Source organism: Kitasatospora sp. NPDC092286, assembly GCF_044755565.1.
Classification (GTDB): domain Bacteria; phylum Actinomycetota; class Actinomycetes; order Streptomycetales; family Streptomycetaceae; genus Kitasatospora.
The window spans coordinates 40,714-57,950 of the sequence record NZ_JBIVRD010000010.1 but is presented as its reverse complement, the minus strand read 5'-3'; the positions used below and the strand labels follow the sequence as shown (position 1 = coordinate 57,950).

Annotated in this window: 14 protein-coding genes; 12 read left to right on the top strand and 2 right to left on the bottom strand. The window is 75.0% G+C overall.

What is annotated here, in order from left to right:
- Entirely contained in the window at window positions 1-1,119 is a 1,119-nt protein-coding gene (locus ACIQIB_RS12445; protein WP_400757765.1) for an amidohydrolase family protein, read from the top strand.
- Between the two features lie 263 nt (window positions 1,120-1,382).
- Complete coding sequence (locus ACIQIB_RS12440; protein ID WP_363607964.1) at window positions 1,383-2,870, top strand: S8 family serine peptidase; 1,488 nt, start codon at window positions 1,383-1,385, stop codon at window positions 2,868-2,870.
- 134 nt (window positions 2,871-3,004) lie between these two features.
- On the opposite strand, the gene ACIQIB_RS12435 is transcribed toward ACIQIB_RS12440, so the two are convergent.
- Complete coding sequence (locus tag ACIQIB_RS12435) at window positions 3,005-3,898, bottom strand: HipA family kinase (RefSeq protein WP_363607963.1); 894 nt, start codon at window positions 3,896-3,898, stop codon at window positions 3,005-3,007.
- Window positions 3,899-4,039: 141 nt separating this feature from the next.
- On the opposite strand from ACIQIB_RS12435, the gene ACIQIB_RS12430 reads away from it, so the two are divergent.
- The 9 genes from ACIQIB_RS12430 (at window position 4,040) to ACIQIB_RS12390 (ending at window position 14,793) form a co-directional block, all read left to right on the top strand.
- Complete coding sequence (locus ACIQIB_RS12430; protein ID WP_363607962.1) at window positions 4,040-4,480, top strand: SRPBCC family protein; 441 nt, start codon at window positions 4,040-4,042, stop codon at window positions 4,478-4,480.
- Between the two features lie 230 nt (window positions 4,481-4,710).
- On the top strand, window positions 4,711-5,865 hold the full coding sequence (locus ACIQIB_RS12425) for a glycosyltransferase (protein ID WP_363607961.1): 1,155 nt from the start codon (window positions 4,711-4,713) through the stop codon (window positions 5,863-5,865).
- 334 nt (window positions 5,866-6,199) lie between these two features.
- Window positions 6,200-7,723: an exopolysaccharide biosynthesis polyprenyl glycosylphosphotransferase gene (locus ACIQIB_RS12420; RefSeq protein WP_400757764.1), complete on the top strand. Its 1,524-nt coding sequence runs from the start codon at window positions 6,200-6,202 to the stop codon at window positions 7,721-7,723.
- A 5-nt stretch (window positions 7,724-7,728) separates the two neighbouring features.
- Entirely contained in the window at window positions 7,729-9,069 is a 1,341-nt protein-coding gene (locus ACIQIB_RS12415) for an O-antigen ligase family protein (RefSeq protein WP_400757763.1), read from the top strand.
- Entirely contained in the window at window positions 9,066-10,808 is a 1,743-nt protein-coding gene (locus ACIQIB_RS12410) for a lipid II flippase MurJ (RefSeq protein WP_400757762.1), read from the top strand. Before ACIQIB_RS12415 ends, ACIQIB_RS12410 begins: the two co-directional genes overlap by 4 nt.
- Window positions 10,798-11,712: a polysaccharide deacetylase family protein gene (locus ACIQIB_RS12405; protein ID WP_400757761.1), complete on the top strand. Its 915-nt coding sequence runs from the start codon at window positions 10,798-10,800 to the stop codon at window positions 11,710-11,712. The genes ACIQIB_RS12410 and ACIQIB_RS12405 overlap by 11 nt, the downstream gene beginning before the upstream one ends.
- A complete protein-coding gene (locus ACIQIB_RS12400; protein WP_363607957.1) occupies window positions 11,709-12,824 on the top strand; it encodes a glycosyltransferase in 1,116 nt (371 codons plus the stop codon). Before ACIQIB_RS12405 ends, ACIQIB_RS12400 begins: the two co-directional genes overlap by 4 nt.
- A gap of 53 nt (window positions 12,825-12,877) precedes the next feature.
- Entirely contained in the window at window positions 12,878-13,633 is a 756-nt protein-coding gene (locus tag ACIQIB_RS12395; RefSeq protein WP_363607956.1) for a hypothetical protein, read from the top strand.
- Complete coding sequence (locus tag ACIQIB_RS12390) at window positions 13,630-14,793, top strand: GNAT family N-acetyltransferase (RefSeq protein WP_400757760.1); 1,164 nt, start codon at window positions 13,630-13,632, stop codon at window positions 14,791-14,793. Before ACIQIB_RS12395 ends, ACIQIB_RS12390 begins: the two co-directional genes overlap by 4 nt.
- 41 nt (window positions 14,794-14,834) lie before the next feature.
- On the opposite strand, the gene ACIQIB_RS12385 is transcribed toward ACIQIB_RS12390, so the two are convergent.
- Window positions 14,835-15,920, bottom strand: a complete 1,086-nt coding sequence (locus ACIQIB_RS12385; RefSeq protein ID WP_400757759.1) for a glycoside hydrolase family 26 protein — start codon at window positions 15,918-15,920, stop codon at window positions 14,835-14,837.
- A gap of 353 nt (window positions 15,921-16,273) precedes the next feature.
- Here ACIQIB_RS12385 and ACIQIB_RS12380 point away from each other — a divergent pair, with 353 nt between their 5' ends.
- Complete coding sequence (locus ACIQIB_RS12380) at window positions 16,274-17,206, top strand: hypothetical protein (RefSeq protein ID WP_400757758.1); 933 nt, start codon at window positions 16,274-16,276, stop codon at window positions 17,204-17,206.
- The last annotated feature ends 31 nt before the right edge of the window (window positions 17,207-17,237 follow it).

Below are 17,237 nucleotides of genomic sequence, written 5' to 3'. Positions count from 1 at the left end.
GTGGACTCGCTGGATGTCCCGGCGCTGCTCGACCACCACTGCCACAGCGTGGTGGTGGCCGATCTGGCCGACGACGCCCTGGCCGGGCTGCTCACCGAGTCCGACCGGCCGCCCGCCCCCGGCACCTCGCCGTTCGACAGCGCACTCGGCCTGGCGGTCCGGCGCTGGTGCCCGCCCGCGCTCGGGCTGCCCTGCCACGCCCCGGCCGCCGACTACCTGGCCCGGCGGCGCGAGCTCGGCGCTCCCGAGGCCACCCGGCGGCTGCTCGCGGCCGCCGCGCTGGACACCTGCCTGGTGGACACCGGGCTGACCACGGCGGCCGGCCACCAGCTGCTCCCGCTCAGCGAGTTCGCCGAGGCGGCCGGCGCCCGGGTGCGCGAGGTGGTGCGGCTGGAGTCGGTGGCCCAGGCGGTCTCGGCGACGGCGCAGGCCTGGCCGCTCGCGGTACGGGAGGCGCTGGCGGCGGCCGCCGCCGGTGCGGTGGCGGTCAAGTCGGTGCTCGCCTACCGGTACGGTCTCGCGGTGCCCGCCGAGCGGCCCGCCCCGGCGGCGGTGGTCGCCGCCGCGGGGGAGTGGCTGCGGGCGGGGCGCGGCCGGCTGACCGATCCGGTGCTGCTGCACCACCTGCTCTGGACGGCCCTGGAGGTCTGCGCGGACCTCGGTCTGCCGCTCCAACTGCACACCGGCTTCGGCGATCCGGACCTCACCCTGCACCGGGCCGACCCGTCCCTGCTGACCGACTTCGTCCGGGCCGCCGAGCCGAGCGGCGTCCCGCTGGTGCTGCTGCACGGCTATCCGTACCACCGGCAGGCGGCCTGGCTGGCCCAGGCGTTCCCCCGGGTCTACACCGATCTCGGGCTGACGGCCTCCTACGTCGGGCCGCGCGCGGCGGCGGTGCTCGGCGAGATGCTGGAGCTGGCACCGTTCGGCAAACTGTTGTTCTCCACCGACGCCTACGGGCTGCCGGAGCTGTACCTGGTCGGCGCGGCCCAGTTCCGGCACGGCCTGGGTGCCCTGCTGGCCGGCTGGCGGGCCGACGGCGCCTGCTCGGCGGCGGACGCGCAGCGCCTCGCCCGGCAGGTCGCCGCGGACAACGCCCGTTGCCTGTACGGCCTTTGATCCGGTCGGCGGTTCCCGGGCAGCCGTCCGTCCGGGGCTGACTCCCCCCTCTCGACACGCCCGGGCTCATGTGATTGACAGTCCGATGGTCTGAACCTTTCGTCGCGGCCGTCAACAGCGGAGTCTTAACTTCCGCAGATGGCCGACTTGTGACGATTAGATGTCTACCTCTTGCGGATTGCAACGCTTGTTCACTAGCGTCCCGATCATTCCAGTGCACCTGCCAACCGCAGCTGCATGACGACTCGGGAGGGCCAACCCCTATGAGTGTTCCTCGGATCAGCCGGACCCGGTACGCCGCGGTGGGCCTCGTTCTCGCCACCGCCGGCGCCCTCGCGCTGCCGGCAGGCACCGCCGTCGCGGCCGCCGGGGCCGAGCCGACGACCGGGCCTCTGCTCAGCTACGTCGTCAACACCAAGGCCAACCACGGCCAGGTGCAGAAGGTCGAGAAGGCCGTCAGCGCGCTCGGCGGCACGGTGGTCTACTCGTACGAGCAGATCGGTGTGGTGATCGCCCGCTCGAACGACACCCAGTTCGCCGCCAAGCTGCGGCAGGCGAAGGGCGTCGAGTCGGTCGGTGCCAGCCGTACCAAGGGCATCACCGCCGCCGACTCGCAGAAGGCCGAGGTGGCCGCCGAGCCGACCGCCGCGCCCGCCCCCGGCCAGGAGCCCCTTGAGGCCAACCAGTGGGACATGCGCCAGATCGGTGCGGACAAGGCGCACAAGATATCCCTCGGCAGCCGCAACGTCACCGTCGGCGTGCTGGACTCCGGCATCGACGCGCTGCACGAGGACCTGGCACCCAACGTGGACGCCTCGCAGTCGGTCTCCTGCATCGACGGCGGCAAGCCGAACACCGACTGGAACGCCTGGCAGCCGACCAGCAGCGACCACGGCACCCACGTGGCCGGCACCATCGCCGCCGCCAAGAACGGCAAGGGCGTCGTCGGCGTGGCCCCGAACGTCAAGCTGGCCGCGGTCAAGGTCGTCGACGAGGGCGGCTTCATCTACCCGGAGTACGCCATCTGCGGCTTCGTCTGGGCCGGTGAGCACAAGTTCAAGGTCACCAACAACAGCTACTACGTCGACCCGTGGATGTTCAACTGCCAGAACGACGCGGACCAGGCGGCGATCACCACCGCCGTCCGCCGCGCGGTCGAGTTCTCGCAGCGCAAGGGCGTCCTGAACGTGGCCGCCGCGGGCAACGAGAACATCGACCTGGCGCACAAGACCACCGACGTCAGCAGCCCGGACGACACCACCCCCGGCACCCGTCCGATCACCAAGGACTGCCTCAACCTGCCGACCGAGCTGGACGGCGTCATCGCCGTCTCCTCGGTGGGCGTCAAGGGCGACAAGTCCTACTACTCCAGCTACGGCAAGCACAAGGTGACCGTGGCCGCCCCGGGCGGTGACCGGCTCTACCAGATCCCGGACACCCCGGACAAGAACGGCCGCATCCTCTCCACCATCCCCGGTGGCAAGTACGGCTACATGCAGGGCACCTCGATGGCCTCCCCGCACACCGCCGGCGTGGTCGCGCTGCTCGCCAGCACCCACCCGTGGGCGAACCCGGAGGAGCTCACCGAGCTGCTGACCAACCAGGCCGAGTCGCACGCCTGCCCGTCGGCCCCGTTCAACCCGGGTGGCACCGGCGTCTACGCCGCCACCTGTGAGGGCGGCGCGAACGACAACGGCTTCTACGGCGCGGGCATCATCAACGCCGAGAAGGCGGTCCAGTGGTGGCGGTGACGCCCTGAGGCGCTCACGTGCCGACCGGCTCGCACGCTGACCGGCCGACCGGCCGTCCGCCGGACCGGCTGAACCAACAGTGAGGTGGGGAGCGGGACCCAGGTCCCGTTCCCCACCTTCTTGCTACCCCCGGGTCATTCGACGTGCTGGTTCCAGGCCGTCTCGACGGACGGCTTTCCGTGCAGGTCGGGGACCTCCTGGAGCCAGGCGGGCCGGCCGGCCCTGGCCCGGGCGGTCCGCCGGAGGTCGGCCTCGCGCAGCTGCTCGGGCGTGGCGAAGCCGTCCGGCAGCCACGCGGAGGAGAGCGCCGCGCGCGCGGCCAGATGCGCGACGTACGCCTGGCGCAGCGCGTCCACCGAGTCGAAGCCCGGCTCGTCCGCCAGCCACTCGTCGGGGACGACCGCCAGCACCTCCGTCAGCAGCCCGGCGGTGACCAGCGGGCCGAGCTGTTCGTCGGCCAGCCGGACGTCCGGGGAGTAACCGCCGAGGGCGTGGGAGCTGAGGTCGTACCGCTTGCCGACGGCGGCCTCGGCGGTGGACCAGCGGTGGTGGAAGATCAGCGCGGCGCCGTTGTCGATCAGCCAGAGCCGCCGGTGCCAGACCATCAGGTTGGGGTTGTGCACGGTGCGGTCGACATTGCCGGTGAGGGCGTCCAGCCAGACCACCCGGCCGGCCTCGGCCGGGTCCACCGGGATCATGCCGGGCCTGAAGTCGCGGGCGCCGGGCAGCAGGTCCATCCCGAGGTTCAGACCGCCGCTGGCTCTGAGGATGTCCTGGACCTCGGTGTCGGGTTCGCTCTCGGCGACCGCGGGGTCGAAGTCGACCAGCCGCAGCTCGGGCACCCGCAGACCGAGCCGCCGGGCGAGCTCCCCGACGATCACCTCGGCCACCAGCGCCTTGCGGCCCTGCGCGGCGCCGGTGAACTTGACCACATAGGTACCCAGGTCGTCGGTCTCCACGACGCCGGGCACCGAGCCGCCGGCCCGCAGCGGGTCGACGTAGCGCGTTGCTGTCACCTGATCGAGCACACCGGCCACCATAGCCGGTGGCCCGGCCCGGCAGAGCGGACCGGGGGCTCACGACCGCCCTGAGCCCCGGGCGGTCGTACGGCGCCCGCTGTGGTTGGCTTGCCGGTGAAACCGGACGTACCAGACGAGGAGAACACGGTCATGGGACAGGTGCTGGCCACCACCGAGCGGGTCTACGACGCGGCCCCGGAGCGGGTGTACGAGGCGCTGGCCGACTACCAGGTGACCCGCCCCAAGCTGCTGCCCGGACAGTACAGCGAGTACGAGGTGCGGGCGGGCGGCACCGGCGCGGGCACCCAGGTGCACTGGAGGCTCCAGGCCACCGAGAAGCGGGTGCGGGACTGCCTGTTCACCGTGTCGGCGCCGAAGCCCGACCAGCTGGTGGAGAAGGACGCCAACTCCAGCATGGTGATCACCTGGACGGTCTCGGCGGCCGGCGAGGGCCGGTCGAAGGTCACCGTCTCGGCCACCTGGCAGGGCGCGAGCGGTATCGGCGGTTTCTTCGAGCGGACCTTCGCTCCGAAGGGTCTGAACCGGATCCACGACCAGGTACTGGCGAACCTCGCCGCCGAGGTCCGCTGAATCATCGGCGTCCGCCGAATCCGCGGGGTCTGCCCGATCCGCGGAGCCGGCGGCGCCACCCGGCTCCGCCGGATCCGTGGAGTCCGGCCCCTGGCGGGTGAATTCGTAAGGGAATTCGGCGATTTCGACCACCCGTGCGAGCCTCGAGCCGTACGGGTGGACGGCCGCCCCCTGGGAGTGGCTAGGGCCCTCCGGCGCGGTGGAGCGACCCTAGGCTCGCCGCCGTGCATATGACGATCCTTCACATTTCCCAGCCCGTCGACGGTGGAGTGGCCCGCGTGGTCACCGATCTGGTCCGGGGTCAGCGCGAGGCCGGCCACCGGGTGCTGGTGGCCTGTCCGCGAGGCGGCCGGCTGGCCGGGGAGGCCGCCGCCGCCGGCGCGCTGGTCCAGGACTGGCCGGCCCGCCGCTCGCCAGGACCGGCCACCGCCGCCGAGGCCTGGAGACTGCGCCGGATCGTCCGGGCGGCCGCGCCCGACATGGTCCATCTGCACAGTTCCAAGGCCGGGCTCGCGGGCCGGCTGGCCATTCGCGGCACGGTGCCGACCGTCTTCCAGCCGCACGCCTGGTCGTTCGCGGCCGTGGACGGGGCGCTGGCCGCCGCCACCCTGCGCTGGGAGCGGTACGCGACCCGCTGGGCGCACCGGCTGCTCTGCGTCAGCGTCCAGGAGCGGGCCGACGGGGCGGCGGCGGGCCTGCACGCCGACTGGGCGGTGGTGCCCAACGGGGTGGACGTCCGCCACTACGCGCCCGCCGAGCGCCGGGCCGCCCGGATCGCGCTCGGGCTGGAGCTGGACGCCCCGCTGGCCGTCTGCGTGGGGCGGCTCTGCCGGCAGAAGGGCCAGGACGTGCTGCTCGCCGCCTGGCCCGAGGTGCTGCGCCGGGTGCCGCGGGCCCGCCTGGCGCTGGTCGGCGGCGGGCCGGACGAGACCCGGCTGGCCGACGCCGTCCGGGAGTCCGCCGGGCCGTCCAGGGTCCGGCTGGCCGGGGACGTGCCGGACCCGCGGCCGTGGCTGGCGGCGGCCGATCTGGTGGTGCTGCCGTCCCGCTGGGAGGGGATGGCGCTGGCCCCGCTGGAGGCGATGGCGGCCGGCCGCCCGGTGCTGCTGACCGATGTGCCGGGGGCCCGTGAATGCCTGCCGCCGGCCGAGCGGGAGCAAGCGGTGGTGCCGCCCGAGGAAGTGACCCCGCTCGCCACCCGAATGGCCGAAGCATTGTCCGATCCGATCGAGTGCGAACGCCGCGGCGCGCGGTTGCGCGAGCACGCCGTCGCCCGTCATGACGTGCGCTCGGTGGTCGAACAGGTGGATGCGCTCTATCGGGACCTGCTGGGTGCCGGTCCGGCGGCGGGGCGCCGCCGCCCCCGTGTCCCAGAGCGGATCTGATCGTTTCACATGCCGTGAATGCCCCGCCGTTCAGGCGCTGTCGTATTCGCACCCTCAGCCGGATAAGGGCGAGGCGTCAAGTCGGAAATACCTATTAATGGGCGGCTGGAATGAAACGGCAAGGTAACTTCCGGCATTCAAGCCGAAGTTCGGTATTGTCGGATTTCGCCTGCTTCATTTCGATTTCACATCGGAAATTCGTGAGGGAACCGAAAGCCGCCAGCGGCAGCAGGTGTTGTCAGGACCGCGCCCACCGGGCCGGGACGGCCGCCCCGGGCCAACCGGTGCCGGGACGCCGTCACCCCGGGCACACAGCAGGGGAGTTCGTGCGCTGATGACCATTGACCACGACAGCGTGCCGCGGGCCGGCCGGTCCCTGGCCGGCCCGCGCCGCCCCGCCATCGGGCTGCTCGACCGCCCGCCCCGGTCAACCCACACCCGCAGCGCACCCCCGGCCCGCCGCCACCGCAGGCCGATCCGCTCCCGCCTCGCCCTGCCCGCCGCGCTGGCCACCGTCGACGCGCTCGCCCTGTGCACCGCCACCGGCACCGCCAACCGCGTCCTCGACCCGGCCGTCCGGGTCGAGCCACTGCTCGGCGTCGCCGCCCTGCTGCCACTGCTGCTCACGCTCAACCTGGCCGGCGGCCTCTACCGCCTCCGGCTCACCCTCTCCGTCCTCGACGAACTCCCGGCGCTGACCGTCCGGGCCGTGGTCGCCACCGCCTTCTCCGTGACCCTGGCCGGCTGCCTCGACGGCCGCTGGCCCGACTGTGGCCCCGCCACTCCCGCCCGGCTGACCGTCCTGCTCGGCACCCAGCTGCTGCTCGCGGTCTGCTGCCGCGCCCTGCTCTACCACCTGGTCCGCCGGATCCGCCGCAGCCGCCCCAGCCCCGTCCTGGTGCTCGGCGCCGGCCGGCTCGGCCGCCGGGTCGCCGCCGCCCTCAGCGAGCGCCTGGAGTACGGGATGCGCCCGGTCGGCTTCCTCGACCCCGACCCGCCGCTGCTGGCCGGCGGCACCGACCTGCCCGTGCTCGGCGGCCGCGAGGTGCTGGAGCGCGAGGTCCGCCGCCACCGCGTGCACCACGTGGTCGCCACCGCCGGCGCCGCCGACGAGGCCGAGACCGCCGCCGCCCTGCGCGACGCCGCCCGGCTCGGCTGCCAGGTCTGGCTGGTGCCCGCGCTGCGCGAGTACGGCGCGCTGGAGACCGGCCGGCCGGCCGGCGGCGACCACCTCTGGGGCTTCCCCTGCCTGCGGGTCGGCCGCCCGGCGATGCGCCGCCCCGGCTGGGCCGCCAAGCGCGCCCTGGACGTCGTCGCCGCCGCCCTCGGCCTGCTCCTCCTCGCCCCCGTCCTCACCCTGTGCGCGCTCGCGGTCCGCTTCGACACCGGCTCCGGCGTGCTCTTCCGCCAGCAGCGCACCGGGCTCGACGGCCGGGTCTTCACCGTCCTCAAGTTCCGCACCCTGCGCCCCAGCAACGAACACGAGTCGGCCACCCGCTGGAACATCTCCCAGGACCACCGGATGGGCGCCGTCGGCAAGGTGATGCGGCGCAGCTCCCTGGACGAGCTGCCGCAGCTGTGGAACGTCCTGCGCGGCGACATGAGCCTGGTCGGCCCGCGCCCCGAACGCCCCTACTTCGTCATGCGGTTCGGCCAGGTCCACCCCGAGTACGCGGACCGCCACCGCGTCCCGGTCGGCCTGACCGGCCTCGCCCAGGTCAACGGTCTGCGCGGGGACACCTCCATCGAGGACCGGGTCCGCTTCGACAACCGCTACATCGAGAGCTGGAGCCTCTGGCAGGACGTCAAGATCCTCTGCCGCACGGCCGCCCTCATGCTCCACCCGGACGGGAGCTGACCACCGTGGCCCTCACCCTCTCCGCCGCCCCCGGGCCCGCCCGGCTCTTACGCCGGGCGGGCGCGGTGCTCGCGGCCCGGCCCAGCCTGCTCGCCGCCGCCACCGTGCTGCTGGTCTGCGTCCCCACCGGGGAGAAGGACGTCACCGCCGCCGTCCACATCACCGCGGCCGACCTCGCCTCGCTGGCCCTGGTCGCGGTCACCGCCGTCCACCTGCTGCGCGGCCGGGCGCCCGTGCTCGGCCCGGCCGCCTGCGCGCTGTTCGGCGGGATCGTGTTCGCCGCCGCCGTCGCCACCGTCGGCTCGATCGACCCGGCCACCAGCCTCACCGGCTTCGTCCGGCTCACCCAGGTGTTCGTCCTGGTGCCCGTCGGCGTGCTGTGCGCCCTGCGCGACCGCACCGACCAGCGGCTGGTCCTCGGCTCCTTCGTCGCCGCCGCGCTGATCCAGGGCGCCGTCGGCGCCCACCAGTACCTCACCGGCACCGGCGCCTCCTACACCGGCCGGCCGATCCGGGCCGTCGGCACCTTCGGCGCGCTCGACATCATGGCGATGTCCACCGTGGTCGGTTTCGGCCTGCTCGCGGCCCTCGCCCTGGCTCTCGGCGAACGCGGCCCCGGCGGCGACCGCCGACTGCGCCGGGCGATGTACGCGGCCGCCGCCTTCCTCGTCTTCCCGCTCGCCGTCTCGTTCAGCCGGGGCAGCTGGATCGCCACCGGCGCCGCCGCCGTCGTCCTGCTGCTGCGTGCCGATGCCCGGCTCGCCGTCCGCAGCGCCGTACTCGGCCTCGCCGCCGTCGTGGTCCTGGTCGGCGGCCTCGGTCTCGGCGCCTCCGGCGTCACCGACCGGCTCAGCAGCATCGGCTCCGTCTCGGCCGCCCCCGACCAGTCGGTCTCCGACCGCTACGACCTGTGGACCACCGCCACCCGGATCTGGCAGGACCACCCGGTCGGCGGCGCCGGGCCCAAGGCCTTCCAGCAGCTGCGCGACAGCCACGCCCCGCTGCGGCTCTCCTCCGGCAGCGACGCCGCCGACGCCACCATCGGCTTCCAGCGCGAACCGCTGCTCTCCCCGCACAACATGTACTTCCTGGTCCTCAGCGAGCAGGGCCTGATCGGCATCGTCGCCTACACCGCGCTCTTCCTCGGCCTCCTCATCGGCTGCCTGCGCCACCCGGGAGGGCCGGGCGGCGGGCCCGGGCTGGGCGCCCTCGCCCTGCTGGTCTGGGTGCTGGTCGACTACCTCTACTCCGACATCGGCGGCACCACCACCGTGCTGACCTCCGTCGTCCTCGGCCTCGCCGCCCGCACCGCCCGTGCCGGCACCCCCGGGGCGGTCGCCCGGTGACCACCGACCGCCCCGCGCTGACACCGGCGCTGCCCGCCCCCCGCACCGCCCCGGCCGGCGGGCCCGCCGCCCCGGCCGGGCCCGCCCGGCCCGGCGGCGCCGCGACCGCCCCCCGGCGCGGCTTCCTCGCCAAGGCCTTCGGCGTCACGGCCGTGCTCAGTGCCGCCGGCTCCGCCCTCGGACTCCTCCGCGACCTGCTGCTGGCCCGCTACTTCGGCGCCAACCAGGGCACCGACGCCTTCCTGGTCGCCTGGACCGTCCCGGAGACCGCCGCGCCGCTGCTGATCGAGGACGCCATGTCCTTCCTCATGGTGCCCGCCTTCGCCCTGGCCCTGGTGCTGCGCGAGGAGCACCCCGAAGGTCCCGACCCGGTACGGCAGTTGGTCCGCTCCACGCTGCCCTGGCTGCTGCTCGCGCTCAGCACTCTCTCGCTCGGCACCGCCCTCGGCGCCCCCCGGCTGGTCGAGTTCCTCGCCCCCGGCCTGGCCGACCCCGGGCTGGCCGTCAGCTGCACCCGGATCACCGCGCTCACCGTGCTGCCGTTCGGCGTGGCCGGCTACCTCGCCGCCGCGCTCCGCGCCCACCACCGTTTCACCGCCCCCGCCGGGATCTACGTCGCCTACAACGTCGGCATCCTCGGCGTCCTGCTGAGCTGTCAGGCGTTCTGGGGGGTGCGCTCCGCCGCGATCGGCGTCGCCGCCGGCAGTCTGCTGATGGCCGGGCTGCTGGTCGGCCCGTTCCTGCGCCGGCTGCGCGCCGGCCGCCCCGTCCGCGGCCGGCGCCCCGCCGACTCGCTGGTGCTGATCCCGCTCGCCCTGCTCCCGGTGGCCGCCTTCACCCTGACCCGCCAGGCCCAGGTCTTCATCGAGCGCTTCCTCGGCTCGGCCCTGCCGCCCGGCACCATCTCGCATCTCAACTACGCGGCCAAGGTCTCCCAGCTCGCCATGACGGCCGCCCTCCTGATCTGCACCGTCACCTTCCCGCTGGTCGCCCGCGCGCTCGCGGCCGGTGACCTCGCCGCCGCCCGCGACCGGGTCGAGAAGGACCTCGGCCAGGCCGCCGCGGTCGTGCTGCTCGGCACCGCCTTCCTGCTCGCCTGCGCGCCCTCGACGGTCGCCCTGCTCTTCGAACGCGGCGCCTTCGGCCCACGGGACACCGCCGCCACCGCCGCCGTGATCCGGGTCTACAGCTTCGGCCTGCCCGCCCAGGCACTGATCGGTGTGATGATCCGCCCGTACTTCTCGCTGCGTCCGGTGGTCCGCCGGGCCGGCGAGCCGGGCGCCGAGGACGGCGGACGCCGGCTGCTCGACTGGCTCCCGGCCGCCGCCATGGTGCTCGGCCTGGCCGTCACCGCCGTGGTCGGCCTGCTCACCACCCCCCGGTTCGGCGCCCTCGGACTCGCCGCCGGGAACGCCGCCGGCATCACCACCACCGCCGTGCTGCTGCTGCGCGGCCTCGTCCTGCGGGGCATCGCGCTGCGGCTGCGGCGGGTGCTCGGCGGCCACGCCCTGCTGCTGGCCGCCGCCGGTGGCGCCGCCGCGGCCGGCGCGGCCGTCGCCGGGCTCCCCGCCGACCCGCTGCTCTCGACCCTGCTCGGGGGCCTCACCGTGGCGCTGGCCTTCGCCGCCCTCGGCACCGGCCTCGGTGCCCGCGAGGTGCGCGGCCCGGTCCTCGCCGCCGTGCGGGCCCTGAACCCGTCACCTGTCGTCGACGAAGGGAAGCCCTCCCATGGACGTTGAACGGGGTTCCGCCCGTCCGGCCCGGCCGGGCGTACGCGGTTCCGTCCTGCCGGCGTCGGCGGGCCCGCGCACCGACCCGCCGCGCACCGACGTCCTCCGCCCCTCGGCGAGGCTGCCGAGAAGCCGCCGCCCCGCCGCCGGACCGCCCGGCCCGGGCGCCCCCCACCCGTGGATCCTGATGTACCACTCGGTGGCCGTCGAGCAGGAGGACCCGTACCGGCTCACCGTCAGCCCCGAGCGGTTCGCCGACCAGATGGACTGGCTGCACCGGCGCGGCCGGCGCGGCGTCTCGGTCCGTGAACTCCTGCGGGCCCGGGCGGCCGGCCGGGGCGACCGGCTGGTCGGCCTCACCTTCGACGACGGCTACGCCGACTTCGCCCGGCACGCCGTGCCGATCCTCCAGGCGTACGGCTTCACCGCCACCGCGTACGTGGTCGCCGACCTGCTCGGCCGGGACAACGACTGGGACACCGAGGGCCCGCGCAAGAAGCTGCTCACCGGCCGGCAGGTCGCCGAACTCGCCGCCACCGGCTGGGAGATCGGCTCGCACGGTCTCGGCCACCAGGCCCTGCCCGGCCTGCCCGCCGAGGTGCTCGCCGCCCAGACCAGGGAGAGCCGCCGGGCCCTGGAAGAGGTCGTCGGCGGTCCCGTCACCGGCTTCTGCTACCCGTACGGCGCCGTCGACCTGCCCGCCACCCTCGCCGTCCGCGACGCCGGCTACGACCACGCCTGCGCCATCGCCCACTCCCCGCTGACCGGCCGCTACGCCCTGCCCCGCTGCTACGTCGGCGACCGCGACGGCGCCTGGCGGCTGCGCGCCAAACGCGGCCGGCACCGGCTGCGCGACACCGTCACCGAACTGCGCCGCAGCCGCGTCGCCACCCGCCGGGAGGCCGGCCGGTGAGGGTGCTGCACATCGTCACCGGCCTCGCCTCCGGCGGCGCCGAACGCCAACTCCAGCTGCTGCTGCGGCATCTGCCCGCGCACCAGCACTGCGAGGTGGCCGCGCTGACCAACCCCGGCACGGTCGCCGACGCGCTGCGCGCCGACGGGGTGACCGTCCACCACCTGGCGATGCGCGGCAACCGGGACGTCGGCGCGCTGCCCCGGCTGGTCCGGCTGATCCGCGCCGGCGGCTACGACCTGGTCCACACCCACCTCTACCGGGCCGGGCTCTACGGACGGCCGGCGGCCCGGCTCGCCGGGGTCCGGGCGGTGGTGGCCACCGAGCACTCGCTGCACGCCGGGGCGATCGAGGGCCGTCCGGTCACCCGTGGCGTCAAGGGCCTCTACCTGGCCGCCGAGCGGCTCGGCACCACCACCGTCGCGGTCTCCCGGCAGGTCGCCCAGACCCTGTACGCGTGGGGGGTGCCGCCGGCCCGGGTCGAGCTGATCCCGAACGGCATCGACGCCGCCCGCTACCGCAGGCCGGACGCCGAACGGGCCGCAGTGCGCCGCCGGGTACGGGCCGAACTCGGCCTGCCGCAGGGGAGCTGGGTGGTCGGCGGGGTCGGCCGGCTGGTGCCCGGCAAACGCTTCGACGTCCTGCTGGAGGCCCTGGCCGCGGTGGACTCCGGCACCCGGCTGGTGCTGATCGGCGAGGGCCCGGAGCGCGCCGCCCTGGAGCGCCGGGCCGCCCGGCTCGGCGTCCGGGACCGGCTGGTGCTCACCGGCGAACGCGACGACGTGCCCGAACTCCTCACCGCCCTGGACGTGCTGGCCGCGCCCTCGACCGAGGAGACCTTCGGCCTCGGCGTCCTGGAGGGCCTCGCGGCCGGTCTCCCGGTCCGCCACAGCGCCTGCCCGGCCCTGGACGAACTGCCGCCCGCCGCCGCCCCGCAGGCCCGCCGGATCCCCTCCGAGGCCGCCGCGTACACCGCCGCGCTGCGCGACCTGCGCCACCTCAACATCCACAGCACCGCCCCGCTGCCCCACCCCCCGGCGGTCGGCCACTACGACATCGTCCGGGTGGCCGCCGACCTGGGCGCCCTCTACGACCGCCTGGCACCCGCCTGACCGGCCGGCGGCCCGTGCAACCCCGGACCGCCCCACACCCTACGGAGCACCCCATGTCCGAATCGCGCCGAAGCGTCCGCACCCTGGCCCTTCGCTGGTGGCCGGTGGCCCTGGCGGTGCCGCTGGGCGCCGCCGCCGGCGCCGGGTACGCCGCCGTCGCGCACCCGTCGTACGCCGCCAACTCCTATGTGGTCGTGGTGCCGCAGAACCCCGGGGAGAACGCCGTCGCGGTCAACTTCGCCCAGGCGTACGGCCGGCTGGCCGGCCAGCCGCAGGTGCTCGGCACGGCCGCCGCCGAGACCGGCCACCGGCTCTCCGAGCTGGAGACCCTGGTGCACGGGACCACCTCCCCGGACGCCCCGGTGATCGAGATCACCGGGACGGGGGCCAGGCCGCGGGAGGCCGTCGAGACCGCCGACGCGGTGGCCCGCTCCCTGGTCGCCCTCGCCAACGCCAACAGCAAGGAGACCGGCGTCCGGCTGGTCCCGCTGGCCCCGGCCGCCGAGCCGGGCAAGCCGACCACACCCTCGGCCCGGCTGGACGTCGCGGTCGGCGGCGCGGCCGGCCTGCTGATCGGCGCACTGGTGCTGGCGACCCGCCGCCGCAGCCCCGGGGCCGAGCCCGGTCCCCGGCCCGCCGAGCCGGTGCCGGCCGCCCCGCCGGTGCCCGGGTCCGTTACCACCCCGCGCCCCCGGACCGGCGCCGCGCAGACCGCACCGCAGGCGTACCCGGACGGACCCGGCGAGCCCGGGGTCTACGCGCTCCAGGCCCCCGCCGAGCCGAAGACCGCCGCCGGGAGCCCCCGATGAGCACCGAGGCGGTGGCCGCCACCGGCCTGCCCGCCCAGACCGGCACCCCGCGCTGGACCAGCGAGCTGCGCCGCGAGGACGACGCCCTGGAGACCCTCGCCGAGGAGTGGGACGACCTGGCCGGCCGCTGCCGGACGGCCACCTTCTTCCAGGCCGCCGCCTGGCAGTGCTCCTGGTGGCGCCAGTACGGCCGCCCCGGCGAGCTGCTGGTCGTCCTGGTCCGCGAGGACGGCCGGCTGGTCGGCGCGGGCGCCTTCCGGCGGCGCGGCGGCCCGCTCGGCGGGCTGACCGGGCTCGGCGACGGCCTGATCGACTTCACCGACATCCTGCTCGACGACGCCTGCGCCGACCGCGCCGCCGCCGCGTTCGCCGAGGCCCTGCCGCTCACCCGCCCCTGGCACAGCCTGGAGCTGCGCGAGGTGCACCCGGAGGCGGCGGTGCAGCGGGTGTTCGAGCAGTGGCGGGGCAGCCGGCGCCGGTTCGCCGACTCGCTCTGCCAGTACCTGCCGGCCGTCCCGATGGACCAGCTGCTCAAGCGGGTGCCCGGCAAGACCGCCCAGCGCACCCGGGTGAAGCTGCGCAAGATCGCCGAGGCCGGGGTCGAGGTCCGCCCGACGCCGCCCGAGGACGTGCCCGACGCGCTGGACGCCCTGCTGCGGCTGCACTTCCTGCAGTGGCAGCAGCGCGGCGTCACCCCGGAGCACCGGACCGAGCGGTTCGCCCGCCACCTCACCGAGTCCACCACCGGCCTGGTCGCCACCGGCCGCGCCGCCGTCCACCAGTACTGGCTGGACGACGAGCTGGTCGCGGTGAACCTGCTGCTGCTCTGCCCGTCCTTCGGCGGCCTCTACCTGTACGGCGCGCACCCGCGGCTGCGCGAGCGGCTGGACATCGCCGGGCTGCTGTTCGGCGCGGCGCTGGAGGAGACGGTCGGTGCGGGCGTTCCGGTGCTCAGCCTGCTGCGCGGCCAGGAGCCGTACAAGCAGCGCTGGCGGCCGGACCAGCTGGCCAACCAGCGGCTGCTGTTCGGCCCGCGCGGTCCGGCCCCGGCGGCCGCCGTCAGGGCCGGTTCGGTCCGGGCCCGGCAGGCGGTGGTGCGGGTGCTGACCACCCGCCTGCCGAGGTTCAAGGAGGCGCTGGTGGCGCATCGCCGGAGCTGAACCGGCCGCCGGCCCGGGCCGCCCCCGGTGCCGGGCCCCGCTCAGCGCGGGCCCGGCACCGGGGTGGTGCTCGGGGGCGCCGTGGCGGGCGCCCCCACGGAGCCCGACATCAGCTGCCGGAACCGGGCGGTGGACCGCGGGTTCCGGTCGCACTGCCAGAACCCGTGCGGACAGTAGTCGGTGACCGTCTGGTAGCTGGTGTCATGGGTGCGCATCCACTCCACCATCCGCTGCACGAACTCCGGGTTGTCCCCGTTGCGGAACAGCCCCCACTCCGGGTACGAGACGGGCTTGCCGCGCTTGGCGGCGAACTCCACCTGGTCCTGCAGCCCGTACGGCTCGCGGACGTAGTCGTCGAAGGTGGCGCCGGCCGGCTGGTCGTAGCTGTCCATGCCGATGATGTCCACGACGTCGTCGCCCGGGTAGCACCTGGTCCACGGGATGGCGTCCAGCCCCCGGTTGGGCGTGAAGTCGAAGCGGAACCGCTGCCCGGGCACCGAGCGCATCACCCCGACGATCCGCCGCCAGTACGCCTTCCAGGCGGTCGGGTCGGGCTTGCAGCGGTGGGTGTAGGTGACGCCGTTCATCTCCCAGCCGAGGGTGAGCACGGCGTCGGCGCCGCCCAGCGCGACCAGACGGCGGGCGAGCTTGAGGAAGTGGCCGTCGAAGTCACCCTGCACGCCCTGGCCGAGCAGCCTGGCCACCTCGCCGTCCGGCACGTTCGCCTCGCTGGGCACCAGCATCGGCACGCCGAGCACGAGTATCCGGGCCGGGTCCGCCAGCCGCCACTGCGACCACATGCCGAGGACCATGGCCTCGCCCTCGACGTCCGCCCAGCTGTTTCCGGCCAGATAGGTGTGGCCGACCTGCAGATTGGCGTCATTCAGCCACTTCGCGAAGTGGTCGATCTGCGGGATGTAGGTGTCCCAGGAACCGACGAAGGCCCCGAACGGCGGCTCGTGCCCGGCCCGCTGGACGGCCGGGCGGGTGGCGGCGCCGCGGGGCTGGATGGCGTCCGAGGAGAGGGTGTGCCGTTCGGTCTGGCTGAGCGGGGTCCCGGCCGGGACACTGGCCGTGGTCAGCAGCAGCAGGGAGGCGGCGGCCAGCGCCAGGCGGCCGAATCGCATGGGTCTTCCTCCGGGCGTCGCGGAGCGGTGCGGGATGGACGGACCGTGGTCCCCCGCTCGCAGACAGTAGGCCCAACGGGCGTCGGAAAAGCCGAATGTCACCCTAAAGTGGGCGATATTCGAACGCCGTCTGCCGCAGCGGGCCGTGTATCACCTCTGTAACAGTCCGGGCGGCCCTGGGGGCCCTACCGGGGCGCCCCGCGGAGCTGGCGCCCCGACCGGACGGGGCCCGACGGCGCAGGTCGGGGGTGGGACCGGGCGAGGGGTGCGATCCGGCCATCGAGCGGTCCGCGGAACGGGCGCACGGCCATGCCCGGCTGACTCGCGCGGGGGGAGAAAGGTACGCTCCGCCCGTGTCCTGGAAGCCGCTGCGTGTACTCACCCCCCGATCGATCCTCCCTGCCCTGGCGGTGCTGCTGGTCCTTGTGGCGGGCGCTGCCGCGCATGCCAACAAGCCGGTGCCGTTCGGGGACCGGGTGGCCGAGCCCGGTGGCGCGAGCGCCAGCACGGTCAACGCGCAGTCGCCGGGCGCGGCCGACCTGGAGCTGCGGGTGGGCCCGGGCCTGGAGGCGTACAACCGCGCCACCGGGGAGCACGCCTGGTCCTACCGCCGGGAGGGCGCCACCGCGCTGTACCAGGCGATGGCGGGGGAGAACGCCGTGGTGCTCTGGGACGACGGCCTGATCACCTCGGTCCGGCCCGGTGACCACGAGGTGCGCTGGCACCGGGCCGTGCCCGGGCTGGCGGACTGGCTGCGCGGCGAGGGCGAGCCGGGCGCCGACAAGCGCACCGACGAGCAGCGCAAGCAGCTCGCGGCGGAGCGGGCCGCCACCGCGCTGTACACCGTCCAGGAGACCTCGCCGTGGGTGGCCGTGGTCACCCCCAACCTGACCATGGGCCTCCGCGACGCCGACGGTGACCTGCGCTACAACTCCAAGCCGCCCGGCAACTGCGTCTACGACCCGACGCGCACGGTGGGGACGGACTACGCGGTGCTGGTCCCGCGCAGCTGCACCAGCGGCGGCGGCGGTCAGCCGGTCTCCGGCGGCGTCAGCGGCTACCGGCTGGACAGCACCGGCTGGCAGCTCAGCGCCGGCCCGGGGGTGTCGCTGAAGGCGCTGGACGGCCGCCGGGTGCTGATCTCGGACGGCCCGATCGTCGGCCCCAAGGTGTTCGACACCAAGGCGGCGGCCCCCGAGGCGGCCTGCGGCAGCCCGGCCGAGCCGTTCGCCGCCGTCCGCCCGGAGGGTTCCTGCGCGGCCCCGGCGGGTGATCCGCAGCCGTAGGGCGCGTCCGGAGACCCGGGCCCGGCCCCGG

Excerpts from the sequence above, each read along its gene's own strand:
- ACIQIB_RS12440 (WP_363607964.1), top strand. The coding sequence starts at position 1,383 with ATGAGTGTTCCTCGGATCAGCCGGACCCGGTACGCCGCGGTGGGCCTC.
- ACIQIB_RS12430 (WP_363607962.1), top strand. The coding sequence starts at position 4,040 with ATGGGACAGGTGCTGGCCACCACCGAGCGGGTCTACGACGCGGCCCCG.
- ACIQIB_RS12425 (WP_363607961.1), top strand. The coding sequence starts at position 4,711 with ATGACGATCCTTCACATTTCCCAGCCCGTCGACGGTGGAGTGGCCCGC.
- ACIQIB_RS12420 (WP_400757764.1), top strand. The coding sequence starts at position 6,200 with ATGACCATTGACCACGACAGCGTGCCGCGGGCCGGCCGGTCCCTGGCC.
- ACIQIB_RS12405 (WP_400757761.1), top strand. The coding sequence starts at position 10,798 with ATGGACGTTGAACGGGGTTCCGCCCGTCCGGCCCGGCCGGGCGTACGC.
- ACIQIB_RS12395 (WP_363607956.1), top strand. The coding sequence starts at position 12,878 with ATGTCCGAATCGCGCCGAAGCGTCCGCACCCTGGCCCTTCGCTGGTGG.
- ACIQIB_RS12390 (WP_400757760.1), top strand. The coding sequence starts at position 13,630 with ATGAGCACCGAGGCGGTGGCCGCCACCGGCCTGCCCGCCCAGACCGGC.
- ACIQIB_RS12385 (WP_400757759.1), bottom strand. The coding sequence starts at position 15,920 with ATGCGATTCGGCCGCCTGGCGCTGGCCGCCGCCTCCCTGCTGCTGCTG.